This is a genomic window from Micromonospora sp. NPDC093243, assembly GCF_044753725.1.
Classification (GTDB): domain Bacteria; phylum Actinomycetota; class Actinomycetes; order Mycobacteriales; family Micromonosporaceae; genus Micromonospora.
Genome location: NZ_JBIVNT010000006.1, coordinates 249362 through 274213, shown reverse-complemented (window position 1 = coordinate 274213; position 24852 = coordinate 249362). Strand labels below are relative to the sequence as shown.

Below are 24852 nucleotides of genomic sequence, written 5' to 3'. Positions count from 1 at the left end.
GCTACTGGCGCCATGACGGTAACGGCCGATCGGGCCGTCGGCCTGACCCTCGGCGCACTCGGTGTGCTCGCCTTCAGCATGTCGCTGCCGGCCACCCGCGTCGCCGTGCAGGAACTCGACCCGTGGTTCGTGGCCTTCGGCCGGGCCGTCGGTGCGGCGTTACTGGCCTGGGTCTACCTGGGACTCAGCGGCGCGCCACGACCCACCCGGACCCAGTGGCGGCGGCTGTCGATCGTCGCCCTGGGCGTCGTCGTCGGCTTCCCGCTCTTCACCTCGCTGGCGCTGACCACCCAGACCTCCGCGCACGGCGCGGTCGTCATCACCGTGCTGCCCGCCTTGACCGCCGTATTCGCCGTACTGCGGGCCGGCGAGCGCCCGCCACCACTGTTCTGGATCGCCAGCGTCGGCGGGCTGGTGGCGGTGCTCGCCTTCCTGGTCACCAGTGGGGCGGTGCACGGCGCACTGGCGGCCGCCGACCTGTTCCTGCTCGCGGCGGTCCTGTTGTGCGGCCTGGGATACGCCGAGGGCGGCGCGCTCGCCCGGGAGATGGGCGGCGCCCGGACGATCTGTTGGGCACTGCTGCTCTCGCTGCCCGTCACCCTGCTCGTCACGCTCGTCGCCGCGGCAGCCCACCCGCCGGCCGCCGGCGCCGCCGCCTGGTCGGCGTTCGGCTACCTCACCGCGATCTCCATGTTCCTGGGCTTCTTCGCCTGGTACGCGGGGCTGGCCCGGGGCGGCATCGCACAGGTCGGCCAGATCCAGCTCGCACAGCCGGTACTCACCCTGCTCTGGTCCGTACTACTGCTCGCAGAGACCGTCAGCCCCGCGGCGATCGGGGCGGCGCTGGCGGTGCTGGCCTGCGTCGTACTGACTCAGCGCACCCGGGGCGCGGCGCAACCGGCCTGGACGCCGCCGGCGACGCCTCACGCCGTGCCCCACCGCGCCCGCGCCTGGCGGCGGCAGAGCCGCCGCCAGGACGTCGGGCCCGGAGCACGCTGACCCGACGACGTCACGCCCTCGCCCGCGCCTGACGTACGAGCGGGCTGGCTTGCACCGTCGCGGGCGAGGTCCTCACGGTTGGGCCGGGGTGCGCAGGCGGGACTCGATGGCCTCGATGATCCGTGGCCGCAGTTCCGCGGCCCGGATCACCGCGTCCACGGAGCCGACCTCGACGGCGCGCTGGATGTTGTGCACGCGATCGAACTCCGTGGCCACCTCGCCGAGCTTCTCCGCGCGTACCGACGAGCGCAGCTCGTCGAGTTCCGCGGTCAACGCGGCGCGCTCGGTGCCGGTCGCGGCCGCGGCGCGCGCCTCCAGGTCGCGCACCCGCGGGTCGGCCGCGGTACGGGCGTTGACGTCGCCGGCGAACACCACCGCGGCGGCCGGCGCGCCGCCGAGCACCGAGGCGAACGAGCCCTCCAAGGCGAGCACTGTCATGTTCGGGTTCAGCGCCTTCGAGAACACCACGAACGCTCCGCCGTGGTAGCGCGAGATCACGCAGAAGACGATGGGCCCGCGGAAGTTCACGATCGCCCGGCCGATCTCGGCGCCGTACTCCAACTGCAGCTTGCGCATCGACTCCGGCGAGCCGTCGAAGCCCGACAGGTTCGCCAGCACCACCAGCGGCCGGTTGCCGCTGGCCGCGTTGATCGCCCGCGCGGCCTTCTTCGACGAGCGCGGGAAGAGCGTGCCCGCCGTGTAGGTGTCCGGGCCGTCGGTGGGCGGGAAGCCGCGCCGCGGCACCGACCGCGACTCGATGCCGACCAGGCTCACCGGGATACCGCCGAGGTGGATGTCCTGCACCACCGCGGTCTCCGCGTCGGCCATGCCCGCCCAGCGTTCCAGCACCGGGTGGTCCTGATCGGAGAGGGCGCGCATCACCGTTCGGATGTCGAACGGCTTCTTGCGGTCCGGGTTGGCCTCGGCGGAGAAGATCTCCCCGACCGTGCTGAACACGCTGCCGGGCACGTCGTGCGGGAACGCGGAGATGTCGCGGTCGACGGGGTCGGTGGTGATCGCCCGCCGTGGCGCGTCCTCGCCGGGCGCGACGTACGTGTGGTCGTAGTGCGACATCATCACGTCCCGCGCGGCGGTCAGGTTCGGCGCCCAGTACTGCGCCTGCCCGTTCGGCCCCATCACCCGGTCGTAGCCGCCGATGCCGAAGTTGTCCTCCGCCGAGACGCCACCGGAGAAGTCGAGCGACTGCTTACCGGTGAGCACCATCGCCGAGTCCGGCGTCATCACCAGGATGCCCTTGGTGTGCATGAGCATCGTCGCCTCGGCGTTCCAGTACGGCTGGGCCCCGACGTTGATGCCCGCGACGACGATGTTGATCTCACCGCCGGCCTGGGTGAACTCGACGATCCGCTTGAGCGCCGCGGCCACCCAGTCCATGTTCTCCGTGCCCGAGGTCATCGAGATCCTGGCCCCGGCCGACAACGCCCACCACTCCAGCGGCACCCGCATCCGCTCCGCCAGGTCCAGCGCGGCGATCACCCGCCGGCACTCCGGCTCCGACAGGGCGCCCAGCGACTTCGTCGGGTCACCCAGCAGCACGACCCGGGTGACACCCTGCGGATGCCGCTCGGTCGGCGTGGTGAGCACCCCGGCGACGATCGCGGCGCTGTTGCGACCCCTCGGCCGGTCCACCGGCACCAGCGCGTGGTCGTCGTCGAGGTCGTGCTCGACGAAGTCACCGAGCCGGCCGGTCAGCTCGTACGGGTACACCGTGTTGCGGCTGCTGGCCCGCAGCACCTTCAGCCGGTAGTCGTCGAGCGGCTCGACCGGTTCCACCGGCGGGGCGCCGATGGTCATCAGCTCGGCGCCGCCCGCGGCGTCGAAGGAGATCCGCAGCGCGATCTTCGTCAACTCGCCGGTCCGGCGGTCGCGCTGGCGGGCGATGAACAGGATCTCCTCCAGCCCGGCGCCCGCCGTCGTCGGGCGTACCCGCCCGGCGATCATCTGCATCTCCTCCGGGGTCAGCTCGCTCGGCGGCCAGACGTAGATCACGATGCGGTTGGTGTTGAAGCGCGTCTTCGACGGCCGCCGCGACTGGGCGCGGCGGATCGAGTCGAGGCAGGCGGCGATGGCGTCCTCGGTGGTCGGCAGCGCGACCAGCCGACCGTCCTGCTCCCGCAGCTCGGTCAGGTCACGCACCTGCGCGAACGCGACGAGACGCTCGTCCGACCGGTTCTCCCGCGCCACGCACTGGAAGAGGTAGACCTCCTCGTCGGAGGACGGCAGCCGCGTGAGGTCGAACTTGTGCAGCCGCTCCAGCTGCATCCGCTGCGCGATGTAGGGGTGCAGGCCGCGGATCAGCCGGTCCTCGCTCATCCCCGCGCCCGACGGCCGGAAGGTGAAGTGGTGGTGCATCACCGCTCCGCCGCGACCCGCGACGGTGGTGGTGAGCCGGCGGACCTGGGGCGGCAGCGGGTGCGCGGCGATGACCTCGAGCAGCGCGTCCGCCATCGCGTCGAAGTCCTCCGGCTGGTTCTCCCAGCCGAGGTAGATGTCGGCGTCGACGTCGTCCGCGCCGCCGGCCAGCTCGGCGAGCCCGCGCAGCGCGCTGCCCAGCGCGTCGAAGCTCACCGCGGCGGACATCACGCTCGAGTCCGCGCGTTCGGCGACGACGAAGGTGCACCCCGCGACCGGGCGCGTGTGGACGCTGGTGAGCGCCTTGTTGCCGTAGTACCGGCGGGTCAGCACCTCCAGCATGACCGCGTTGTCGAGGTGGTCGCGGACCAGCCGCTGGCCGAGCAGCCGCACCAGCGGCTCGGTGCTGCGTACCATCTGCGCGATGCGCTCGGCGCGGTCCGGCGCGTCCGGATGCGCGTCCAGGTGGCGCAGGTGCCCGCGGACCTCTGCGTAGACGCGGGCACGGTTGCGGCGCAGCAACGGCTGGGCGAACCAGGCGAACACCACCCCACGGGCGAGGTCGGCGACCGCGGGGAAGCGGACCTGGGTCGCGGCCACCAGCCGCTCCAGCGCGAGACCGGCCGGCTCGCGCAGCGTGTCGTCCGGCGGGGTCTCCCCCAGCCAGGCGCGCAGCAGCGTCGCGATGACCGTCGCGTCGGCGGACGCGCGCTGCTGGGCAAGGAAGATCCGGAACACGGCGGCTTCGAGTTCTCCCGAGCGCTCCAGGTCGGTGACACCGTAGTGCCCGAGCGCCTTGGCGAGCTTGGCCTGGAAGGCGGCCGGCAGCCCGGCCCGCTCCACGTCGAGGCTCTGCAGGTAGGTGTGGAAGTACTCGCGGGCGCTGTGCACGTGGGCGCCGCTCTCCTCACCGGTCGGCCGGTTGCGGCTGAGCTCGGTGAGATCGGCGAACACGTCGACGAGTTCGAGTTCCGCGGCCAGCGGTCGGTGGCCGTCCTCAGTGGCCGCCCGCCGCGCGGCGAGGTAGTCGTCGAGCACCCGACGCTCGTCGTGCGGATCGACGTCGAAACCGAGCAGCAGGCCGCGCAGGTCCTCCTGACCGCGGCGGCTGCGCTGCAGCACCGGGATCTGCTCGGGTACGGCGGGCAGGTCCAGTTCGACGGAGACGGCGGCCGGGCTGCTGGCGGCCTCGGCGGCCTCGCCGGCGAGCGGCTCCAGCCGCAGCAGCGGCGCGCCCGCCTCCACCTGGCTGCCCACCGAGACAGCGCACTCCTTGAGCCGCGCCTTGAACGGCGCCCGCAGCACCGTCTCCATCTTCATCGCTTCCAGCACCAGCACCGGGGCGCCCGCCTCGACCTCGGCGCCGACCTCCAGCGGCGTGGCGACGACCAGCGCGGGCATCGGCGAGCGCAGGACGCCGCCCTCGTCCCGGCTGACCCGGTGCGTCACGCCGTCCACCTCCACCAGGTGGGTCGGCCCGTGCGTGCCGGTGAGCAGGCGGTACCGCACGCCGTTGACGACGATCTGGCCGGTGTGCCGGTCGAAGCGGTCGAGCTCGACGTCGGCGGTGCGCACGGCGTCGCCCGCCTCGATGCCGACCCGGAAGCGGTGCGCGCCGACCCGCGCCACGCGCATGCGGTAGGTGATGCCGCGCAGCTTGAGGTCGAGCGGTCGGCCGCTGGCGTGTTGCACCTGCGGGCGTCCGCCGGACGCCGTGGACAGCAGACGCTGCCGCTCGACGCGCTCCTCCTCCTCGTACGCCTCGATGGCGGCCGCCGCGAGCGCGACCGCGGAGTGCCGGTGCGCGACGAGCCTGCCCTCGCCCCGGACGCGGTCGATCCAGCCGGTGTCCGCGCTGGCGTCGATCACCTCGGGCTGGTCGAGCAGGTCGAGCACGAAGCTCTTGTTCGTCGCGCCACCCTCGATGATCACCGTGGTGTTCTTCATCGCCCGGCGCAGCCGGCCGAGCGCCTCGTCGCGGTCGCGGCCGTACGCGATGATCTTGGCGATCATCGAGTCGAAGTCCGCCGGGATGGTGTCGCCCTCGCTGACGCCGGTGTCCACCCGGATGCCCGGGCCCGCCGGCAGGTCCAGTCGCGCGATGCGACCCGGGGAGGGCGCGAAGTCGCGGTCGGGGTCCTCGGCGTTCAGCCGGGCCTCGATGGCGTGCCCGCGCTCGACCGGCGGCTCGCCTTCGAGGCGGCCACCGGAGGCCACCAGCAGCTGCGCCTTGACCAGGTCGAACCCGGTGGTGGTCTCGGTGATCGGGTGCTCGACCTGCAGGCGGGTGTTGACCTCGAGGAACGCGAACAGCTCGTCGGCGGGGCGGTAGAGGAACTCGACGGTCGCCGCGCCGCGGTAACCGACAGCGACGGCGAGCCGTTCCGCCGACGCCTTCAGCTCGGCCGCCTGCCCGGCACTGAGCACCGGCGACGCCGACTCCTCGATGACCTTCTGGTTGCGTCGCTGCACCGAGCAGTCGCGCACGCCGAGCGCCCATGCGGTGCCCTCGCCGTCGGCGATCACCTGGACCTCGACGTGCCGGGCGCCGGTGACCAGGCGCTCCAGGAACACGATGCCGCTGCCGAACGCCCGCGCGGCCTCCTGGCTGGTGCGCAGGTAGGCGTCGGCCAGTTCAGACTCGTTCGTGACCACGCGGATGCCACGCCCGCCGCCGCCCGCGGTCGCCTTCAGCATCAGCGGGTAACCGATCTCGGCCGCCGCCGCCAGGGCGGCGTCCAGGGTCTCGACCGCGCCGCGGCTCCACGGCGCGACCGGCACGCCGACCTCCTCGGCGAGCAGCTTCGCGCCGATCTTGTCGCCCAGCTGGCGCATGGCCTCCGCGCTCGGCCCGACGAAGGTGACACCGATCTTCTCGCACAGCTCCGCGAACGCCGGGTCCTCCGCGACGAAGCCCCAGCCGACCCACGCGGCGTCGGCCCCGGTCTCCACCAGCGCTTGCTCCAGCACCCTCAGGTCGAGGTACGGGCGCGCGGACGCGGGACCGAGGTCGTAGGCGATGTCGGCCTCGCGCACGAACGTGGCGGCCCGGTCGACGTCGGTGTGCAGGGCGACGGTCTCGATCCGTGCCCCGGTCTCCGCGGCGATGTCCCGCACGGCGTGAATGAGCCGCATGGCGGCCTCACCACGATTGACGATGGCGACACGACTGAACACTCGACCGAGCCTTCCGATAGACCGACAACGCGCGCGGCGCGACACGGCAGCCGCCGACACGGTTTCACCCTTCCGGCTACCGGCGGGCAGCGCCATGTCGAAAGTTGCGGAGACTGACAGCGTGCTTTGTAGGGAACCTACAAAGCGCAGCGAGACACCGGGTCTCCCCCCGGTCGCGGCGGCCCGCACCTTCATAGCAGTGTCACGCCGCGACGCGTCGACACCATGCCTCACGCCGTCGGGGGCGACGCCCGCGACAGCGTCTCTCTCGCCTCCCCCGACTGTGTCCCCAGCAACACGCCGACACGACATCTGGTGTGCGCGCTTCCCGCCTCCCCCATATATAGTCCGTGACGCAACTGGTTCAGCCGGGCATCCAACCCGGCTGAGGCAAGAGGGAACCCGGTGGAAGTCCGGGACTGCCCCGCAGCGGTGAGTGGGAACGAACGCCGTCACACAGCACTGGGCGACAACCGGCATCAGCCGACCGCCCGGGAAGCGACGGTCAGTAGGAGGTCGCGATTCTCTTCGCGGCCGTGCCCGCGAGTCCGAAGACCTGCCAGTCGCGCCGCGCCGGTGAACCGTGCGCGGCGGTCCGAGGCCGCGCGGGACGGTCGACGGCTGCGACGTACGCCCTCGCGTGCGTCTCCGCCTGCCTGCGCGTGTGCTCCGGACCTCGTCGGATGCGAGCACGAGGAGCGACAGGTGACGGTCACACAGTTGGTGGCGGGCGACCCGGCGGCGGAGCACGAGCTGACCGTGCCGGGGCAGCGGCGTACCCCCATGCAGGTGCGCAAGCGCAACGGCGCGCTCGAACCGGTCGACGTGAACAAGATCGTCCGTGCCGTGGAGCGGTGGGCGGACGACCTGACCGACGTCGACCCGTTGCGAGTGGCCACGCGGACGATCAGTGGCCTCTACGACGGGGCGACGACGGCCGAGCTGGACCGGCTCTCGATCCAGACCGCGGCCGAGATGATCGGCGAGGAACCCCAGTACTCCCGGCTCGCGGCCCGGCTGCTGGCCGGCTACGTCGACAAGGAGGTACGGGGGCAGGGCATCGCCTCGTTCAGCCAGGCGATCCAGCTCGGTCACGAGCACGGGCTGATCGGTGACCAGACGGCACAGTTCGTGTCGCTCAACGCCCGCAAGCTCGACGACGCGATCGACCCCGCGGCCGACCTGCGGTTCGAGTACTTCGGGTTGCGTACGGTCCACGACCGCTACCTGCTGCGCCACCCCACCAGCCGGTTGGTGGTGGAGACGCCGCAGTACTGGCTGCTGCGGGTCGCCTGCGGGCTGTCGCGCACCCCTGCCGAGGCGATCGGGTTCTACCGGCTGATGTCGTCGCTGGCGTACCTGCCGAGTTCCCCGACGCTGTTCAACTCCGGCACCGCGCACACACAGATGTCGTCCTGTTTCCTGGTCGACTCGCCCCGCGACGAGCTCGACTCCATCTACGACCGGTACGCGCAGGTGGCGAAGCTGTCGAAGTTCGCCGGCGGGATCGGGATCGCCTGGTCGCGGGTCCGTTCCCGGGGTGCGCTGATCCGGGGCACGAACGGGCTCTCCAACGGCATCGTGCCGTGGCTGCGCACGCTGGACGCGAGCGTGGCCGCGGTCAACCAGGGCGGCCGGCGCAAGGGGGCGGCCTGTGTCTACCTGGAGCCGTGGCACCCGGACGTCGAGGAGTTCCTCGAACTGCGCGACAACACCGGTGAGGACGCCCGGCGTACGCACAACCTGAACCTGGCGAACTGGATCCCGGACGAGTTCATGCGCCGGGTCGAGGCCGACGAGATGTGGTCGCTGTTCGACCCGGCCGAGGTGCCCGAACTGCCCGACCTGTGGGGCGACGAGTTCGACGCCGCGTACCGGTCCGCCGAGGCCGCCGGCCGGTTCGTGCGCCAGGTCAAGGCCCGGGACCTGTACGGGCGGATGATGCGCACGCTGGCCCAGACCGGTAACGGGTGGATGACGTTCAAGGACCCGTCGAACCGGTTGTGCAACCAGACCGCCGAGCCGGGCAACGTGGTGCACCTGTCCAACCTCTGCACCGAGATCGTCGAGGTCTCCAGCGACGGCGAGACCGCGGTCTGCAACCTCGGTTCGGTGAACCTCGCGGCCCACCTGGCCGGCGACGGCATCGACTGGGCGCGGCTGCGCGAGACCGTACGGACCGCTGTGGTCTTCCTCGACCGGGTGATCGACATCAACTACTACCCGAGCGTCGAGGCGGCGGCGAGCAACCCGCGCTGGCGACCGGTCGGGCTCGGCCTGATGGGCCTGCAGGACGCCTTCTTCGCGCTCAGGCTGCCGTTCGACTCCGAAGCGGCCAGGGAGCTCTCCACCCGGATCTCGGAGGAGATCTACCTGACCGCCCTGGAGACCTCCGCCGGCCTGGCCGAACAGTTCGGTCCGCATCCGGCGTACCAGCAGACCCGGGCCGCCCGGGGCCAGCTCCAGCCCGACCTGTGGGGGATCACCCCGGCGCAGGCCGAGCGCTGGGCCGCCGTCAAGGAACGCGTCGCGACGCACGGGCTGCGCAACTCGCTGCTTGTCGCGATCGCGCCGACCGCCACCATCGCCTCCATCGCCGGCTGCTACGAGTGCATCGAGCCGCAGGTGTCCAACCTGTTCAAGCGGGAGACGCTGTCCGGCGAGTTCCTGCAGATCAACACGGCGCTGGTCCGGCAGCTGAAGGACCTCGGGATGTGGACCGAGGAGATCCGGACCGAGATCAGGCGGGCGGAGGGGTCGGTCCAGGGCATCGAGGCGCTGCCGGCCGAGGTACGCGAGCTGTTCCGGACCGCGTGGGAGCTGCCGCAGCGGGCCCTGATCGACCTCGCCGCCGCCCGTTCCCCCTTCATCGACCAGAGCCAGTCGCTGAACCTGTTCATGAGCGCGCCGAGCATCGGGAAGCTCTCCTCGATGTACCTGTACGCGTGGAAGTCCGGGCTGAAGACCACGTACTACCTGCGTTCCCGGCCGGCCACCCGGATCCAGCAGGCCACCGTCGCGATCAGTCGCCCGGTGGTGGTCACCGACGAGGAGGCCCTCGCCTGTTCCCTGGAGAACCCCGAATCATGCGACGCCTGCCAGTGACCCGCTCCCCCAGCCGCAACGACAGTAAGGCACTGCGATGACCAGCACCGCGAAGACCGCCATGTTGCTCGACCCGGGGATGGATCTGACCCTGCGGCCGATGCGCTATCCGCACTTCTTCGACCGGTTCCGCGACGCGATCAAGAACACCTGGACGGTGGAGGAGGTCGATCTGCACTCCGACCTCGCCGACCTGGACCGGCTCTCGCCCGCCGAGCGGCACCTGGTCAGCCGTCTCGTGGCGTTCTTCGCCACCGGCGACACCATCGTCGCCAACAACCTGGTGCTCAACCTCTACCAGCACGTCAACTCCCCGGAGGGACGGCTCTACCTGTCCCGCCAACTCTTCGAGGAGGCCGTGCACGTCCAGTTCTACCTGAACCTGCTCGACACCTACGTGCCGGACGAAAAGGAACGCTTCGCCGCGTTCGACGCGATCGAGAACATTCCCTCGATCCGTCGCAAGGCCGAGTTCTGCTTCCGCTGGATCGACTCGATCTTCGAACTGCGGGAGCTGAGGACCCGCGAGGACCGACGGGCGTTCCTGCTCAACCTGATCTGCTTCGCCGCCTGCATCGAGGGGCTGTTCTTCTACGGCGCGTTCGCGTACGTCTACTTCCTGCGCTCCCGCGGTCTCCTGCACGGGCTCGCCTCCGGCACCAACTGGGTGTTCCGCGACGAGTCGATGCACATGGCGTTCGCGTTCGACGTCGTCGACACGGTACGCCAGCAGGAGCCCGACCTGTTCGACGACGAACTGCGTCAGCAGGTGCGCGAGATGCTCACCGAGGCGGTCGAGTGCGAGGTCCAGTTCGCCGAGGACCTCCTCGAACAGGGCGTCTCCGGGCTCTCCCTGCCCGACATGCGGGAATACCTCCAGCACGTGGCCGACCGGCGGCTCGCGCAGCTCGACATCGCCCCGATCTTCGGGGCGAAGAACCCGTTCGCCTTCATGGAGCTGCAGGACGTGCAGGAGCTGTCCAACTTCTTCGAACGGCGGGTGTCGGCGTACCAGGTCGGCGTGACCGGCACGGTCAGCTTCGACGACGACTTCTGACCGGTGCTGGTGGGTGGGCGCCCGGCCCACCCGCCAGCATCGCCGGTCGGCCTCGCCCGGGGCGGGCCGAGGGAACGGCCGGGAGGCGTTCAGCGGGACAGGGCCTTCTCCAACTCTGCCTTGGACATGGATGAGCGGCCCTTGATGCCGCGCTTCTTCGCCTCGTTGTAGAGCTGCTCCTTGGTACGTCCCTGGGCGCCGCTGTGCGAACGCTTGCCACCGCGATGCCCGGACGAGACGTCGTTGAGGGAGGAGCGGCTCGCGGTACGGGACTCGCCGGAGCGGGCCCGCTCCTTGTTGACGGTCCGGGCGGCGATCTCCTCGGCCCGGTCGGTGGAGACGCCGCGCTTCTTCGCACTCGCCTTGATGTGCTCGTACTGCCGCTCCCGCTTGGGGCTGGACCCTGCTGGCATCGGTTGCCTCCCGGGCGACTCGAAGGGACGGAACCCGGCGACCCGTCCGACGCACCGCCGGTCAGGTCGTCGGCGCTGACGCGACCAGCGGAAAGATGCCCTGCGTATCCAGCCGTAAAACACGTCGCTCGAACGGAGTCAGCCGGCGGGGTCGAGCCTCGGCGCAGTCGGAGGACGGAGAAGGTGATCACGGCACAGCCGACGCACCGTCGCCGCGAGCTCCTTATTGCCGCGCCCCCAGCCCTGATCCCACTCGTCGGCCAGCGCGTGCAGGTCCGTGAACGGGCTGCGCCAGACCTCCTCCAGGTCCAGGTGCCACGACACGAACGCCGACGTCTGCTCGCTGACGGTCCGCTCATCGACCGCACCGTCGAGCAGTCGTTGCGCCAACGCGGAAAACCACGCGTCGGAGGCCTCGGCCGCGCTGGGAACGGGTACGCCGACCTCGGCGAGCGCCGCGGGCAGCAACTCGCCGATCAGCGGCGGGTTGGTGCCGTCGAGACCGGCCAGCTCCCGCAGCGTCGGCCCGTCGTGCCCGTCCGCGAGCCAATCCGCCGCGTACCACGGCACCCGCTCGACATCGGCGCTGCCCAGGGCGTACTCGGCGGCGACGAGGTCCGGCGACTTACCCACCGGAGGCTGCCTCTGCACGCAGCATCGCGTGGGTCTGCATGAGCGCGAAGCCGAGCAGGTTCAACCCGCGCCACCGTGCGGGATCGACGGCGTCCGGGTGGTCGACGGCCAGACCGATGCCCCACACCCGGTCGAGCGGGCTGGCCTCCACGAGCACCCGCTCACCGGTGTCGAACAGATACCCGCGTAGCTCCCGGTGCTGGCCGAACTTCGCCAGGTTGCCCGCCACCACGATGTCGTAGCGGTGCTGCTCCCACACCTGCTCGTCGAAACCCGTGATCTGCCGGCCGAGCGTCTTCGCCGCGTGCGGGTGCACCACCGTCAGGATCCTGGCGGCTGTCGCCTCGTCGCCGAACAGGATGGCTTTGCGCCACATCATGTAATGCTCGGCGGTCGCGAATTCCAGCCCGTCGACGCTGAACGGCGCCGGCCACCACTGGCTCAGGCAACCAGCCCCGATGCTGCCGTCGCGCTGCGGCTGGTGGCCCCAGAAGAACAGAAACTTCACCCTGGAGCCGGCACGCATCGCGTCGGTCAGTTCGGCGACGCTGCGCACGGACGCGACCATGCGGGCCAGTCTGCCGCACCGCCGGCCCGAGACGCATCGCCAATACCGCTGACGCCGGCGTCGGGGCCTAGCTCCCCGCGTCGGTCGACTCTGGCGGTGGCAGCGGCAACTCGACGGCGGCCACCGGCCCGACCGGCACGTCGGAGTGCGCCGGCGGCAGCTTGTCGGCGCGCGGCGAGCGACTGTGCACCCAGCCCCGTCCGGTCGGGTCCGAGCGCCTGCTCACCTCGCAGGTCACCATCTGGATCGGCGCCGGCGGCGCGGTCAACCGGCCGGCCCCCCAGCGCACCCAGAGCGCGATCCGCCCCGCGTCCGCTTCGGCGAGCAGCTTCTCCCAGGTGCGACGGCGCGTACTGTGATCGATTTCGACGACGACCGGCGGCCCGTCCGGGCGGGCACAGGCCACGTCGAGCACCGACTGCTGTGCGGACATCGGCGGCGGGAGCCGCAGCACGCTGGGCGCGCGCCGGTAGACCCGCCAGCCCTGCTCTCCCGCCCACTCGACCACCGCGTCGATCAGCCGGGCGGTCACCTGGTCGGTGGTCAGGTCGGTGAAGGTGACCGCATCGAGTCGGTCGGTCAGCGACTCCGCCAACCGCTCCCCGTCCGCATCGACCACCACCGCCGCAGGGTAACCGCGCCACCGGCCGTCCCCGCCGGTGGGGCAGCGCCCCTCCCGGGCTCCCGGAACGCGACCTGAGCGGACTGCCGAGGTTGCCGGTGACCTCGCCCCGGCCTCCCGGAACTCCCGGACAGCGTCCTCACGATCGCCGTCGGTGTGATGCTTCCGGTTCCACCGGCTTATCGATGGTTCTGGTGGAACGATGGTAGGCGTGGGAACTGCGAAAACTGCCATGCCTGCTATTTCGCCGCTGGCCGGCGAGCCGATCAAGCGCGCCGATGCCGAGCGGCTCGCGGGGGTGCTGAAGGCATTCGCCGATCCGGCCCGACTGCGGCTGCTCAGCCTGATCCAGGCCGCTCCGGAGGGCGAAGCGTCCGTGACTGACCTCACCGCGCCGCTGAATCTCTCCCAGCCGACCGTGAGCCATCACCTTCGGATCCTCACCGAAGCGGGCCTGCTCGAGCGTGAGAAGCGCGGCGTCTGGGCGTACTACCGCCTGGTGCCGGACGCGATCGCGGCGATAGCCGACCTCCTGACGCCGCCTCGCAAACGAGCGACGAAGAGGACCCGCTGAGCGGCACCTCGAGGACCGCGCCGCCGTAGCGGGTCGGCACGGTGATCCGGTCGCCAGCACCGCTCGCCTCGCGGCGTCCTGTCCGCGTGCCGGCGAGCGCTTTTCGCGTACCCGGTGTCACCCACGCCGGCCGACCCGCCCGCCGCCCAGCGGTGGCCGCACCGCCGGCTCTTCCCGCCTACCCCGCCCGCCCTCCGGCGGCGGGGCCTCAACCGCGTCAATTGTTTGGCGGGTTCCACCCGGTCGCTGACCATCCTCTGCCCCGCCTGTCGAGCCGCGTCCAGAGCGGGGCGACCGACGCTGGGCCGCACCCGACCCCGATGCGGGCACCGTCTGCGTCACTCCGGCGCCCGCGCGGGATCGCCGTTCGCGCGGGCGGCTCCGCCACGGGTGCAAGGACATTCGTCCTACGGATCAGGTGACATCTCAGCCTGCCGCGCGCCCCGGCCGCCGCCGTAGCGTCGGGGACGCAAGAAGGTGGAGCACCGGCCGGACAGGAAGAGGCGAAGGGCCATGACACAGACAACGAGCATCGCCGATCACGCGGCAGAACACGGCCGGAGCCTGCGCGGCGGGGTGACGCTGGTCGCCGCGTCCGCCGTCGCGCTGGCGGTCTGGGCGATCAGTGTGCCGATCGCCGGACTGGACCTGACGGTGGGATCCGGCTCGACGGCGCAGACGGTCGGCCCGGCGTCGGTCGCCGTCGTGCCGCTGCTGGTGGGCGCCGCGGCCTGGGGGCTGCTGGCGTTCCTCGATCGATCGTTCCGCCGCGGCCCGCGCGCCTGGCGGATCACCGCCTGGGTGGTCTTGGCGTTGTCCCTGCTCGGGCCGGTCTCCTCCGGTGCCTCGGGCGCAGCGCTCGCGAGCCTGTCGGCCATGCACATCGCCGTGGGAACAGTGCTCATCTTCGGCCTCGCGCCGACCTCGAACGCTCGGATGCGGTCCCGTTGAGTGTGGACGCGTCGATGAGGACGCACGACGAGACCCTTGACTGCGTCCGGACCGAGCCGGCCTTCGCGTGGGTCGCACGCCATCCCGGCCCGTGGTTCGCGCTCATCTGGACGCCGGTGCTCCTGCTCGCACCGGTCGTCGATTCGCTGGCCGACGGGCAGGTCCTGCGCACGGCCCATCTGCTGCTCCTCGGCGCGGCCTACGCCCTCACGGTGTGGCTGCCGTTCCGGGTGGGCCTGCGCGACGGACGCACCTCGGAGGCCGCCCTGCTGGTCGTCACCGTCCTGTGCACCGCGTACCTCGTGGTGTGGCGCACCGACCGGGAGTTCGTCTTCCCGCTGCTCGCGATCGCCGCGGCCGTCGCCGTGCGGCAGCGGTGGGCGCTTGGCATGATCGCCTCGCTGACGATCAGCGGTGCCGTCGCCGCCGGGCTGGAGAGCGGCTCCCTCGACGTGGCCCTCTTCCTGGGTTTCTCGACGTTCTTCGCCGGAGTGGGGACGTACCTGGTGCAGTACCTCGTGGGCGTCGTCGGGGAGCTCACCCGTACCCGGGAGCAGTTGGCGCGGGTCGCCGTCTCCGCGGAGCGGCTACGGTTCTCCCGGGATCTGCACGACCTGCTCGGGCACACGCTGTCGGTGGTGGTGATCAAGGCCGAAGCGATCAGGCGCCTCCTCGGGCGGGATCCCGAGGCGGCCACCGAGCACGCGCGGAACATCGAGACCATCGGCCGGCAGGCCCTCACGGAGGTGCGCGAGGCCGTGACCGGTTACCGCTCGGTGCGCCTGCGCGAGGAGATCGCCAACGCCAGCACGGCGCTGTCGGCCGCCGACATCCAGGTCGACGTCACGCCGCCGGCGGTCGAACTCGACGCCGAGGTCGACGCGTTGCTCGGTTGGGTCGTCCGCGAGGGCGCCACGAACGTGCTGCGGCACGCCGGGGCCACCAGCTGCCGCATCACGGTGACGTCCGACGGGGAGCACGCGAGTGTGGAGGTCGTCGACGACGGGCGCGGCCGCGCGGCAACCGACGGGAGCGGCCTGCGCGGCCTGCGGGAACGCGTCGAGGAACTGGGCGGCGAGCTCACCGCGACCGCGACGCCGTCCGGGTTCCGCCTGACGGCGTCCGTACCCGCGCAGGCTCGGTCGGGTAGACGCTGATGCCCACGACGATCCTCATCGCCGAGGACCAGGCGATGTTGCGCTCGGCCATCGCCACCCTGCTCGACCTCGAGGAGGACCTGACGGTGGTGGCGAGCGTCGGGCGCGGTGACGAGGTGCTGGCTGCCGCCCGGGACACCCGCCCGGACGTGGTGCTGCTCGACATCGAGCTGCCCGGCCGCAGCGGCCTGGATCTCGTCGGCGACGTGGCGCAGGCCCTGCCGGACTGCGCGGTCATCGTGGTGACGACGTTCGGCCGTCCCGGCTACCTGCGGCGCGCCATGGAGGCCGGCGCGAAGGGGTTCCTGGTGAAGGACGACCCGGTCGAGGAACTCGCCGCCTCGATCCGCCGGGTCCTCGCCGGCGAGATCGTGGTGAACCCGCTGCTGGCCGCGCAGGCGCTGAGTGCCAGTCCGAACCCGCTCAGCGAACGGGAACGGGAGGTGTTGAGCGCGTCCACCGGCGGGGCGACGATCGCCGACATCGCCGGCCGGTTGCACCTGTCGCCGAGCACGGTGCGGAACTACCTCTCGGCAGCCATCGGCAAGACCGGAACCCGCAACCGCGGCGAGGCGTTGAGCCTCGCCCGCGACCGCGGCTGGCTCTGAGCGAGCAGCGATGCGGCTGTGCCGCACCGGCTCGCCCGAACGTGGCATTGATCGAGGCCTTGCTCCCCCCAACGTATACAACATACGCTCCTCGCGTCGAGCATTCGAGGAGCTGCCCATGACGGACCTCTCCTTCAGCGCGGTGAGCCCGCGTCCACAGCATCCACTCCGGGCCGCTGCCGGGCACCCCGCGGGCGCGCCCCACCACCCCACCGATCGCGCTCACCGCGCACGATCGGTCGACCTCCCGAGAAGGTGGACCAAGCCATGAACCACCCGCAGAACGAAGGGCTGAGCCGGCGCCGCATCCTGGGCGGTGCGGCCGGACTGGCCGCCGGAGCCGTGGCGGCGGGACTGCCGGCCGGCGGCGCGTCCGCCGCGCCCGCGCAGCACGCCCCCGACCTCGCCCGCTGGCGTCGGCAGGCGGCGCACGTGACGATCACCCGCGATGACTGGGGCATCCCGCACGTGGTGGGCAAGACCGACGCCGACGCGGTCTTCGGCATGATGTACGCCCAGGCCGAGGACGACTTCAACCGGGTCGAACGCAACTATCTGGTCAGCCTCGGCCGCCTCGCCGAGGCCGAGGGCGAGACCGCGATCTGGCAGGACCTGCGCCAGCGGCTGTTCATCGACCCCGAGGTGCTGAAGCGGGACTACGCGAAGAGCCCGGCCTGGTTGCGCAAGCTGATGCAGGCCTGGGCCGACGGGTTGAACTACTACCTGGCGACCCACCCCGAGGTGCGGCCCCGCGTGATCACGCGCTTCGAGCCGTGGATGCCGCTGAGCTTCTCCGAGGGCAGCATCGGCGGCGACATCGAGCGGGTGCCGCTCACGCAGCTCGAAGCCTTCTACACCGAGCGTCCGGTGGAGATGACCGAGGAGGAGCGCGGTCTGCTGTTCCGCGAGCCCAAGGGCTCGAACGGCATGGCGATCGCGCCGAAAAACACCCGGGACGGCCATGCGCTGCTGCTGATCAACCCGCACACCAGCTTCTTCTTCCGCTCGGAGCAGCACGTGACCAGCCGCGAGGGGCTGAACGCCTATGGCGCGGCCACCTGGGGGCAGTTCTTCATCTACCAGGGCTTCAACGCGCACACGGGCTGGATGCACACGTCGAGCGGCGTGGACAACGTCGACGAGTTCGCCGAGACCGTCGTGACCGGGGCCGGAGGTCGCCGCTACTACCGCTACGGCACCGGTCTGCGGCCAGTGACGACGAAGACGATCACCCTGTCCTACCGCTCCGCGGACGGCGCACGGGCCCGGCGCAGCTTCACCACCTTCGCCACCCACCACGGCCCGATCGTGCGCGAGGCCGACGGCAAGTGGATCGCGTTCGCGTTGATGAACAAGCCCCTCGAGGCGCTGCAGCAGAGCTTCCTGCGCACCAAGACCCGGGACTACGCCGACTACCTTCAGGTGGCAGGCCTCAAGGCCAACAGCTCCAACAACACCCTCTTCGCGGACTCGAAGGGCGAGATCGCCTTCCTGATGCCGCAGTTCATGCCCGTCCGCGATGACCGCTTCGACTACCGCAAGCCCGTCGACGGCAGCGACCCGGCGACCGACTGGCGCGGGTTGCACACCCTCCGGAGCCTCCCGCAGGCGGTGAACCCGAAGACCGGCTGGGCCTTCAACACGAACAACTGGCCGTGGACCGCGGCCGGGCCGTACAGCCCCAGGGCCGCCGACTACCCCCGCTACTTCGACCAGGCCGGCGAGAACCCGCGCGGACCGCAGGCCATCCGGGTGCTGACGGCGCGGCGCGACTTCACCCCGCAGACGCTGATCGAAGCCGCCTTCGACACCTACCTCACCGCCTTCGCCCGGCTCGTGCCGGGACTGGTCGCGGCGTGGGACAAGCTGCCCGAGGGCGACCAGCAGAAGGCGGCGCTCGCCGAGCCGATCGGGCTGCTGCGCGGTTGGGACTTCCGCTGGAGCGCGGAGTCGACCGCGACGTCGCTGGCGGTGTTCTGGGGCGAGGCGCTCTGGGCGCCCCTGGCCCAGGCGGCGCGAGACGCCGGCATGTCGATGTGGGACTACCTGGCCGAGCGTGCCACCGATGCGCAGCGACTCACCGCGCTCGAAGCAGCGGCGGACCGGCTGACCCAGGACTTCGGCAGCTGGCAGGTGCCCTGGGGCGAGATCAACCGCTTCCAGCGCAACGACGGCGCGATCACGCAGACCTTCGACGACGCCAAGCCCAGCCTCCCGGTGCCCTTCACCTCCGCGCAGTGGGGTTCCCTCGCCTCGTTCGGAGCGAGGCGCTACCCGGGAACGAAGCGCTACTACGGCACCAGCGGCAACAGCTTCGTGGCGGTGGTGGAATTCGGGCCAAGGCTGCGCGCCTGGGCGGTGACGGCGGGTGGCGCGAGTGGACATCCGAACTCGCCGCACTTCAACGACCAGGCCGAACGGTACGCGAGCGGCGAGCTTCGTCCCGTCTACTTCTATCCCGAGGACCTGACGGGCCACGTCGAGCGGAGCTACCGGCCGGGTGCTGCCGTTCCCCGGCAGGCCCCGGCGGGGGACGGCAGCTAGTCGCCGACCGGGAGCCCGTCGGCGACCGGTGGTAGGACGTCGCGTCGACGCCGAGACGGTCCGGCCGGCCAGCCGGTCGGTGCGCGCCTCGGCGTCGACGGGCGCAGCCCCCGCCCCGGTCGTACGTCAACGAGCGTCGTCGCGACGGGAGATCAGGCGGCGGGTGGGATCACGGCCTGGATGAGGTGCGGGCCGGACTCGGCGAGGGCCGCGCTGAACTGCTCCGCGAGTTCCTCGGCGGTGGTGGCGCGGGTGGCGGGCACGCCGAACGACTCCGCCAGCCCGACGAAGTCGACCGCCGGATCGGCCAGGTCGAACAGCGGGTTGGTGTCCGGGCCACCGGCGCTGGGCCGGCGGCTGAAGTGTGCCCACTCCTGGCGCAGGATGGCGTACGCGTGGTTGTCGAGGATCACGGTGGTGATGTTCAACTGCTCGCGCGCCTGGGTCCAGAGTGCGGTGACCGTGTACATGGCACAGCCATCGGCCTCGAGTGCCACCACCGGCCGATCGGGCGCGGCGACGGCGGCGCCGACGGCCAGCGGCAGGCCGTCACCCATCGCGCCGCCGGTCTGCATGAGCACGTCGTGCCTCGGTGCGCCTGCGGTGGCGGCCGCCAGCGCGGTACCGGAGCTGACCGTCTCGTCGATGACGATCGCCCGTTCGGGGAGCAGCGCCGCGACGACCTCGACCCAGTTCTGCAGGGTGAGCGGGCCGCTGGGCAGAGCCGGTCGCCGGGGCTCCGCGAAATCGGGCGCCGAGCCGGGGGCCACCAGGTCGGCGAGTTGGCCGAGCGCGGCGACGGCATCCTGGCCGACCTCGGCGAGGACGTGCGCCTCGGCGCCCTCCGGGACGAGGCAGCTCGGCTGGTCGGGGTAGGCGAAGAACGCGACGGGGACCTTGGCGCCCGCGACGATCACGTGGCGCACCCCGGCCAGTTGTTCGAGCACCTGCTCCGGGTAGAAACCCAGCCGGGGGAACGTGGGCAGGCCCGCCCCGTGCTCGACCCGGTTGGAATAAAGCTCCTGGAACACCCGGACGCCGGTGGCGGCGGCGATGCGGCTCGCCGCGCACAGGCCCGCCTCGCGGAGCGCCGGCCCTCCGATGACCAGGGCGGTCGCCTCGCCACCGCGGATGACCTGCGCCACCTGGTCGATTACCTCCTGGGACACCGCCGGCGTCGGCCTGGGGGCCACCGGTGTGCCGACCACTCCGCCGTCGGCCCACGAGACGTCCGCCGGCATGATCACGGTCGCGATCTGCCCGGGTGGCGCCACGGCGTCCGCCAGCGACGCGGCGGCGTCGGTCCCGGCGCCGGCGGCGTTCTCGGTACGGCGGACGGGACCGCGCAGCCAGCCGCCGAGCGCGGCGATGTCGGAGGTCAGCGGCGGGTCGAACACGTTGTGGTAGGTCGGATGGTCGCCGACGATGCTCACCACCGGCGAGTTCGCGCGCCGGCTGTTGTGCAGGTTGGTCAGGCCGTACGCGAACCCCGGACCGAGGTGCAGCAGGGTCGCGGCGGGTTTTCCGGCGATGCGGGCGTAGCCGTCGGCGGCGCCGGTGACCACGCCCTCGAAGAGGGCGAGCACCCCCCGCAGCCGCGGCACCGATTCCAGGGCCCCGACCAGGTGCAGCTCGGTGGTGCCGGGATTGGTGAAGAGGACCTCCACCCCGCCGTCGGCCAAGGTCCGCAGCAGTGCTTCAGCCCCGTTCACGGCATCGCCCTTCGTTCGGACCACTGGTCGCCAGCATAGGCGGTCAAACACTGCCAAAGCGGCGCATTCGACCGGCACCGGTCAGCGGAACCGGTGCCGGTCGACGGCGCGAGGGCTTCGGGCGCGAGCGATCAGCGGCGCCGCAGTGCCGCGTCGAGCAGGGCGGGCGGAGTGTCGAACTTTTCGTGTGCGGCGAGGTCGGTGCCGGGCGCGACGATCGCGTCGATCGCGTCGAGCACGTCGGCGGAGAGCACGGTGTCCGCGGCGGCCAACTGTGAGTGCAGGTGATCCAGGGTGCGAGGGCCGATGATCGCGCTGGTCACCGCCGGGTGGGCGGTGACGAAGCCCAGGGCGAGCTGGATCATCGTCAGGCCGGCCTCGTCGGCGATCTTGGCCAGCTGCTCGACCGCGTCAAGCCGGGCTTGGTTGGCGGGGATGGCGGTGTCGAAGCGCTGCGGCATGAATGTCGAGCGGTTGGTGGTGACGTCCCGGCCCGCACGGATCGCGCCCGAGAGCCAGCCCGAGGCCAGCGGGCTCCAGGCCAGCACACCGAGACCGTACTGCTCCGTCACGGGCAGGACGTGGGCCTCGATGCCGCGCTGCAGAATCGAGTAGCTGGGCTGCTCGGTGACGTAGCGGCTCAGGTGGTTGTCCCGGGCGGCCCACTGGGCCTGGACGATGCGGTAGGCCGGAAAAGTCGAGGAGCCGAAGTAACGGATCTTCCCGGCGCGCTGAAGGTCAGTCAGCGCCGACAGCGTCTCCTCGTCGCTGGTGCGCGGATCCCACCGGTGGATCTGGTAGAGATCGACGTGGTCGACACCGAGGCGACGCAGGCTGTTGTCCAACTCGGTGACCAGCCAGCGGCGTGAGCTGCCCTGGTGATTGAGCTTGTCGCCCATCGGCATGCTGGCCTTCGTGGCCAGCACGATGTCGTCGCGGCGCCCGGCGATGGCCCTGCCGACCATCTCCTCCGACTCGCCCTGGCTGTACATGTCGGCGGTGTCGATGAGGTTGATGCCGGCTTCCAGGGCCGCGTCGACGATGGCGGTGGCCTCGTCCTGGGTGGTGCGGCCGATGTCGCCGAAGTTCATCGCGCCGAGCACGAGCGAACTGACCTGCACACCGGTGCAACCCAAGGTGCGGTACTGCATGGGGTGTTTCCTTCCCTGTCGCTGAGGGGTGGCGGTGGGCACGTGGCTTGGTTGCCGACCCCCTGGTCTGGCATCATGAGCCAAACGGAACCTTGCTCCGTTAACGATACGGAACGTTGTTCCGTTTGCCAAGCCCAGTGGCGGAGGGAACAGAGCGGTGATCGACGACGGGGGTACCGAACGCGCGCCCCAGCGCAGAAGGGCGGACGCGGTACGCAACGAGAAGACCCTGCTCGACGCGGCCGCCGCGGTCTTCGTCACCGCCGGCGTGGAAGCGCCGGTACGGGACATCGCGGCCAAGGCGGGCGTCGGTACCGGCACCATCTACCGACACTTCCCCACCCGGGCCGACCTGATCATCGCCGTCTACCGGCACCAGGTCGAGGCCTGCGCCGAGGCCGGTCCGGCCCTGCTGGCGAGCAGCGCGACCCCGTACGCCGCCCTGGCCCGATGGATCGATCTCTTCGTCGACTTCCTGGTCACCAAGCGCGGGCTCGCCGGCGTGCTGCGGTCCGACGACGCCGGCTTCGACGCCCTGCACGCCTACTTCCTCGACCGCCTCGTGCCCGTCTGCACGCAACTGCTCGACGCCGCCGCCGAGGCCGGCGAGACCCGCCCCGGCATCGCCGCCTACGAACTCATGCGCGGCGTCGGAAACCTCTGCATCGGCGCCGACAACGACCCCCGCTACGACCCACGGCACCTGGTCGAACTGCTCGTCGCCGGACTGCTCCGGCCCCGGTAGCCGCCGCGGCCCGACCCGACGGGGCCGTCAGGAGAGCCAGCTGTAGCGCCGCTCCGGGCGGCCGGCCGAGCCGTAGCGGAGACCGACCTGTGCCCGGCCGGTGTCGGCGAAGTGTTCCAGGTATCGCCGGGCGCTGACCCGGGAGATGCCCACCGCGTTGGCGCACTCGGCGGCGGAGAACGTGCCGGCGTGCCCCTGCAGGGCACGCTTCACCAGCTCAGCGGTCTCCGCGCTGAGCCCGCGCGGCAGCGCCGAGCTGGCGATGTGCGAGCCGCTGCGGGACAGGACCCGGTCCACGTCGGACTGGTCGCTGACCACCGTGGCGCGCAGCGAGTTGCGCCGCGCGGCGTACTGCTCCAGGCGGGTCCGCAGCTCGTCGAAGCCGAACGGCTTGAGCAGGTAGTTGACCGCGCCGTAGCGAACCGCCTGCCGCACCGCCTCGGCCTCGCGGGCCGCGCTGATCACCAGCACGTCGCAGTCGTGCCGGGCGGCTCGCAGCCGGGTCACCACGTCCAGGCCGAACATGTCCGGCAGGTAGAGGTCGAGCAGCACCAGGTCCGGGCGGAGTTCGTCGACGGCCGCGACCGCCTCCTCGCCGGTACTGGCCGTGCCCACCACCTGGAAGCCGTCGATCCGTTCGACGAAGCCACGGTGGATCCGGGCCACCATGAAGTCGTCGTCGACCACCAGTACGTCGATCACCGACTCGCCTCCAGCGCGCCGGTCACCGACATCCGGGCCGTGAACATCGCACCCTCCTCGGTGTTCGTCACCGCGACCTCACCGCCGCGACGGTGACAGACCAGCCGGGTGAGCGCCAGCCCGATGCCCCGTTCGCCGCCCCGGGCCGCCTTGGTGGTGAATCCGTGGGTGAAGACCTCCCGGGCCAGTTGCGGGGCCACCCCGGGACCGGAGTCGCGGACGACGATCTCCACCGAGGAGGCGTCCCGACGCAACTCGACCTCCACCCAGGCCGGTCCGTCCGTGAGGTCGCCGCCCTCCTGACCGACGTCGGCCGGGCCGCCGGGCAGCGGGGTCCGGCTCTCCCGGCCGCCGGCCACCGCCTCGACGGCGTTGTCGACCAGGTTTCCCAGCACCGTCGCGACGTCCGCGGCGACCGCCGGCTCCAGGCGGTCCAGGCCGGTCCGTTCGGAGATCCGCAGCTCCACGCGGCGCTCGGCGGCCAGCGCCGACTTCGCCATGAGCAGGGCCGCCACCGCCGTGTCCTGGATCCGGCTGGTGACGGTGAGGTCCAGGGAGGCCCGGTGCCGGCTCAGCGCGTCGACGTACCGGACGACCTCGTCGTGCTCACCGATCTGGATCAGCCCGGAGATGGTGTGCAGCTGGTTGGCGAACTCGTGGGTCTGGGCGCGCAGCAGCTCGGTGGTGCTCCGGAACGAGCCGATCTCCTGCTCCAGGCGGGCCAGCTCGGTGCGGTCGCGCAGGGTGGTCACCGAACCCAGCCGGCGGCCGTCCTTGCTGACCGTCATCCGGTTCATCACCAGCACCCGGCCGGCGCGCACCACCACCTCGTCGCGGGCCTCTGGGTCGTTGTCGGCGCCGGCCAGCACGTCGCGCAACCGACCGGAGATCCCCAGTTCGGCGAGGCTCCGGCCGAGGCAGTGCTCGGGCAGGTCGAGCAGCCGCCGGCCCACCGCGTTGACCAGGGTGATCCGCAGCTGCGGGTCGAGTGCGATCACCCCCTCGGCGATGCCGTGCAGCAGCGCCTCCCGGTGCTCGGCCAGGCCGGCGATCTCCCGTGGCTCCAGGCCGAGGGTCTGCCGTTTGATCCGGCGGGCCAGCAGCCAGGACCCCACGAGGCCGAGCACGCTGGCGATGCCGAGGTAGGTGAAGAGGTAGGACGAGGCGCCGACCAGCCGGGCCGACCAGCTCGGCGAGGCTTCACCGATCATCACGACGCCGAGCTGCTGGCCCAGGTTCCACTCCCGGTCGCCGAGCACCGGCACCTGGGCGACCAGCTCCCGGGAGTCGCCGACGGCCAGCTCGCCGGACCAGCTCCGGCCTCGTGCCACCGCCCCGTCGCCCAGCATCAGCGGGCTGCCGACCAGCGTCGGGTCGGTGGAGCTGACCACCCGGCCGCGGGCGTCGGCCACGGTCACCGAGGTCACCCGGGACTGGGTCAGCACGTTCTGCACCAGCGGCGCGACGAGTTCCGCCGGCGCCGGCGAGTTGAGCTGCTCGCGTAGCAACGGGCTGCCGGCGAGCTGCTCGCCGAGGGCGGCCACCCGCCGCCCCTCCACGCGGTTGAAGGTCGCCGCGGACTGGGCCAGCGAGACGGCGGCCACCGCCACCAGCACGACCACGATGATCGCGAGCTGGAGTACGAGCAGCTGCCCGGCCAACGTACGGCGAGGCGTGACCGCGACCACAAAGACCTCAATTTCCGCTGCTGACACAAGGCAGACGTGGCGTCTGCCCGGGGGCCATCATCTTGCCGCCGGA

General features: G+C 71.5%; 18 protein-coding genes and 1 riboswitch. Of the genes, 9 read left to right on the top strand and 9 right to left on the bottom strand.

Features of this window, described 5'->3' with window-relative positions:
* The first annotated feature begins 12 nt into the window (after positions 1 to 12).
* Positions 13 to 999, top strand: coding sequence for a DMT family transporter (locus tag ACIP9D_RS21930; RefSeq protein ID WP_350873893.1), 987 nt, complete (start codon positions 13 to 15; stop codon positions 997 to 999).
* A gap of 72 nt (positions 1000 to 1071) precedes the next feature.
* On the opposite strand, the gene ACIP9D_RS21925 is transcribed toward ACIP9D_RS21930, so the two are convergent.
* Complete coding sequence (locus tag ACIP9D_RS21925) at positions 1072 to 6549, bottom strand: carboxyl transferase domain-containing protein (protein ID WP_350873892.1); 5478 nt, start codon at positions 6547 to 6549, stop codon at positions 1072 to 1074.
* A 343-nt stretch (positions 6550 to 6892) separates the two neighbouring features.
* Positions 6893 to 7128: riboswitch (cobalamin riboswitch) on the top strand.
* 204 nt (positions 7129 to 7332) lie between these two features.
* On the opposite strand from ACIP9D_RS21925, the gene ACIP9D_RS21920 reads away from it, so the two are divergent.
* Together ACIP9D_RS21920 and ACIP9D_RS21915 are read left to right on the top strand one after the other, a co-directional pair.
* On the top strand, positions 7333 to 9654 hold the full coding sequence (locus ACIP9D_RS21920; protein ID WP_350873937.1) for a ribonucleoside-diphosphate reductase subunit alpha: 2322 nt from the start codon (positions 7333 to 7335) through the stop codon (positions 9652 to 9654).
* Between the two features lie 37 nt (positions 9655 to 9691).
* Entirely contained in the window at positions 9692 to 10711 is a 1020-nt protein-coding gene (locus ACIP9D_RS21915) for a ribonucleotide-diphosphate reductase subunit beta (protein ID WP_350873891.1), read from the top strand.
* A gap of 89 nt (positions 10712 to 10800) precedes the next feature.
* Here ACIP9D_RS21915 and ACIP9D_RS21910 read toward each other — a convergent pair whose 3' ends face one another.
* From ACIP9D_RS21910 to ACIP9D_RS21895, 4 genes are all read right to left on the bottom strand, one after another.
* Positions 10801 to 11124 carry a plasmid stabilization protein gene (locus ACIP9D_RS21910; protein ID WP_350873890.1) on the bottom strand — a complete coding sequence of 108 codons (324 nt, stop codon included), beginning with the start codon at positions 11122 to 11124 and terminating at the stop codon, positions 10801 to 10803.
* 138 nt (positions 11125 to 11262) lie between these two features.
* The gene (locus ACIP9D_RS21905; RefSeq protein ID WP_350873889.1) at positions 11263 to 11757 is read right to left on the bottom strand and encodes a hypothetical protein; all 495 of its coding nucleotides are present in this window, start codon (positions 11755 to 11757) and stop codon (positions 11263 to 11265) included.
* Complete coding sequence (locus ACIP9D_RS21900; RefSeq protein ID WP_350873888.1) at positions 11750 to 12325, bottom strand: NADAR family protein; 576 nt, start codon at positions 12323 to 12325, stop codon at positions 11750 to 11752. Before ACIP9D_RS21900 ends, ACIP9D_RS21905 begins: the two co-directional genes overlap by 8 nt.
* A 67-nt stretch (positions 12326 to 12392) precedes the next feature.
* Positions 12393 to 12947, bottom strand: coding sequence for a hypothetical protein (locus tag ACIP9D_RS21895; protein WP_350873887.1), 555 nt, complete (start codon positions 12945 to 12947; stop codon positions 12393 to 12395).
* A 232-nt stretch (positions 12948 to 13179) separates the two neighbouring features.
* On the opposite strand from ACIP9D_RS21895, the gene ACIP9D_RS21890 reads away from it, so the two are divergent.
* The 5 genes from ACIP9D_RS21890 to ACIP9D_RS21870 all read left to right on the top strand — a co-directional run bounded on the left by ACIP9D_RS21890 (position 13180) and on the right by ACIP9D_RS21870 (position 18781).
* Positions 13180 to 13521 (top strand): metalloregulator ArsR/SmtB family transcription factor, encoded by a 342-nt coding sequence (locus ACIP9D_RS21890; RefSeq protein ID WP_350873936.1) that lies wholly within the window; start codon positions 13180 to 13182, stop codon positions 13519 to 13521.
* 513 nt (positions 13522 to 14034) lie between these two features.
* Complete coding sequence (locus ACIP9D_RS21885; RefSeq protein WP_350873934.1) at positions 14035 to 14472, top strand: DUF6069 family protein; 438 nt, start codon at positions 14035 to 14037, stop codon at positions 14470 to 14472.
* Between the two features lie 14 nt (positions 14473 to 14486).
* A complete protein-coding gene (locus ACIP9D_RS21880) occupies positions 14487 to 15629 on the top strand; it encodes a sensor histidine kinase (RefSeq protein WP_350873886.1) in 1143 nt (380 codons plus the stop codon).
* Positions 15629 to 16237: a response regulator transcription factor gene (locus ACIP9D_RS21875; protein ID WP_350873885.1), complete on the top strand. Its 609-nt coding sequence runs from the start codon at positions 15629 to 15631 to the stop codon at positions 16235 to 16237. Before ACIP9D_RS21880 ends, ACIP9D_RS21875 begins: the two co-directional genes overlap by 1 nt.
* Before the next feature lie 267 nt (positions 16238 to 16504).
* Entirely contained in the window at positions 16505 to 18781 is a 2277-nt protein-coding gene (locus tag ACIP9D_RS21870; protein ID WP_350873884.1) for a penicillin acylase family protein, read from the top strand.
* Between the two features lie 152 nt (positions 18782 to 18933).
* On the opposite strand, the gene ACIP9D_RS21865 is transcribed toward ACIP9D_RS21870, so the two are convergent.
* A complete protein-coding gene (locus ACIP9D_RS21865) occupies positions 18934 to 20493 on the bottom strand; it encodes an acetolactate synthase large subunit (protein WP_350873883.1) in 1560 nt (519 codons plus the stop codon).
* A 131-nt stretch (positions 20494 to 20624) separates the two neighbouring features.
* Positions 20625 to 21644: an aldo/keto reductase gene (locus tag ACIP9D_RS21860; protein ID WP_350873882.1), complete on the bottom strand. Its 1020-nt coding sequence runs from the start codon at positions 21642 to 21644 to the stop codon at positions 20625 to 20627.
* 157 nt (positions 21645 to 21801) lie between these two features.
* Between ACIP9D_RS21860 and ACIP9D_RS21855 the strand changes: the two genes are divergently transcribed.
* On the top strand, positions 21802 to 22389 hold the full coding sequence (locus tag ACIP9D_RS21855; RefSeq protein WP_350873881.1) for a TetR/AcrR family transcriptional regulator: 588 nt from the start codon (positions 21802 to 21804) through the stop codon (positions 22387 to 22389).
* Positions 22390 to 22416: 27 nt separating this feature from the next.
* Here the strand turns inward: ACIP9D_RS21855 and ACIP9D_RS21850 are convergent, their stop codons facing one another.
* Together ACIP9D_RS21850 and ACIP9D_RS21845 are read right to left on the bottom strand one after the other, a co-directional pair.
* A complete protein-coding gene (locus tag ACIP9D_RS21850) occupies positions 22417 to 23091 on the bottom strand; it encodes a response regulator (protein WP_350873880.1) in 675 nt (224 codons plus the stop codon).
* A complete protein-coding gene (locus ACIP9D_RS21845) occupies positions 23088 to 24806 on the bottom strand; it encodes an ATP-binding protein (protein WP_350873879.1) in 1719 nt (572 codons plus the stop codon). The genes ACIP9D_RS21850 and ACIP9D_RS21845 overlap by 4 nt, the downstream gene beginning before the upstream one ends.
* Positions 24807 to 24852 lie beyond the last annotated feature (46 nt).

What these genes read in the sequence shown, in the direction of transcription:
- ACIP9D_RS21930 (WP_350873893.1), top strand. Translation starts at nt 13, where the DNA reads ATGACGGTAACGGCCGATCGGGCCGTCGGCCTGACCCTCGGCGCACTC.
- ACIP9D_RS21870 (WP_350873884.1), top strand. Translation starts at nt 16,505, where the DNA reads ATGAACCACCCGCAGAACGAAGGGCTGAGCCGGCGCCGCATCCTGGGC.
- ACIP9D_RS21890 (WP_350873936.1), top strand. Translation starts at nt 13,180, where the DNA reads ATGCCTGCTATTTCGCCGCTGGCCGGCGAGCCGATCAAGCGCGCCGAT.
- ACIP9D_RS21900 (WP_350873888.1), bottom strand. Translation starts at nt 12,325, where the DNA reads ATGGTCGCGTCCGTGCGCAGCGTCGCCGAACTGACCGACGCGATGCGT.
- ACIP9D_RS21880 (WP_350873886.1), top strand. Translation starts at nt 14,487, where the DNA reads ATGAGGACGCACGACGAGACCCTTGACTGCGTCCGGACCGAGCCGGCC.
- ACIP9D_RS21875 (WP_350873885.1), top strand. Translation starts at nt 15,629, where the DNA reads ATGCCCACGACGATCCTCATCGCCGAGGACCAGGCGATGTTGCGCTCG.
- ACIP9D_RS21860 (WP_350873882.1), bottom strand. Translation starts at nt 21,644, where the DNA reads ATGCAGTACCGCACCTTGGGTTGCACCGGTGTGCAGGTCAGTTCGCTC.
- ACIP9D_RS21920 (WP_350873937.1), top strand. Translation starts at nt 7,333, where the DNA reads ATGCAGGTGCGCAAGCGCAACGGCGCGCTCGAACCGGTCGACGTGAAC.
- ACIP9D_RS21910 (WP_350873890.1), bottom strand. Translation starts at nt 11,124, where the DNA reads ATGCCAGCAGGGTCCAGCCCCAAGCGGGAGCGGCAGTACGAGCACATC.
- ACIP9D_RS21915 (WP_350873891.1), top strand. Translation starts at nt 9,692, where the DNA reads ATGACCAGCACCGCGAAGACCGCCATGTTGCTCGACCCGGGGATGGAT.
- ACIP9D_RS21885 (WP_350873934.1), top strand. Translation starts at nt 14,035, where the DNA reads ATGACACAGACAACGAGCATCGCCGATCACGCGGCAGAACACGGCCGG.